The sequence below is a fragment of the Sphingopyxis sp. BSNA05 genome, from assembly GCF_013265645.1.
GTDB lineage: Bacteria > Pseudomonadota > Alphaproteobacteria > Sphingomonadales > Sphingomonadaceae > Parasphingorhabdus.
In genome coordinates this window covers 1-868 of sequence record NZ_PYIA01000090.1, presented here as the reverse complement: position 1 = coordinate 868, position 868 = coordinate 1, and the positions used below count along the sequence as shown (strand labels likewise).

Sequence of the window (868 nt, the reverse complement as noted above, 5' to 3'; positions counted from 1 at the left end):
CGTCGAGCCCGATGCCAAAGGCTGGCCGGTCGCCTATAATTACCGGGCTGGCGAACATCGGACGCGCTTTGCGGCGCAGGATGCGGTGGGCCGGCCGGCGATCGTGCATTTGAAGGGCTTTCACCCGACCGATGACCATTATGGGCTCGGCTGTTTGGGCGCTGCGGCGAAAGCGGTGGCGGTGCATAATGCGGCGGCGAAGTGGAACAAGGCGATATTGGACAATGCGGCGCGGCCATCGGGCGCTTTGGTCTATGATCCGGGTGCCGATGGGTCGGCGCTGACCGGGGAGCAGTTCGACCGGCTGAAGGCCGAGATGGATGCGAGCTTTGCCGGGGCGGGCAATGCCGGGCGGCCGATGCTGCTCGAGGGCGGGCTGAAATGGCAGTCGATGAGCATGACGCCGGCGGACATGGATTTTGTCGCGCTGAAAGAAGCGGCGGCGCGGGAGATTGCGCTCGCTTTTGGCGTGCCGCCGATGTTGCTCGGCTTGCCTGGCGATAATAGTTACGCCAATTATCGCGAGGCCAACCGGGCGCTGTGGCGGCTGACGATCCTGCCGCTGGCGGGGAAGATACTGGATGGACTGTCGGGTGCGCTGGGTTCGTGGTGGCCGGATGCGAAACTGGCGGTGGACCGTGACCAGATCCCGGCGCTGTCGGAAGATCGCGAGCGGTTGTGGAAGCAGGTGTGCGAGGCGGATTTTCTGTCGCCCGAGGAGAAACGGGCGATGCTGGGGGTGTAATTTTGTCTCGCGGCAGTTCGCTGCGCGAACGCCTCCGACGGGGCGGGCTTTCGCCCGGCGCGCGGTCGCGCTTGCCTTGCTATGCTCGGTAGCAGGACATCAACCGAGCGCAGCGAGGCAAGG

1 protein-coding gene is annotated in these 868 nt (G+C 65.2%); it reads left to right on the top strand.

Going from position 1 to position 868, the window contains the following annotated elements; translation table 11 throughout:
* Nucleotides 1-745: phage portal protein (locus C8024_RS10145; RefSeq protein ID WP_173204721.1), on the top strand; the 745-nt coding region annotated here is incomplete at its 5' end.
* Nucleotides 746-868 lie beyond the last annotated feature (123 nt).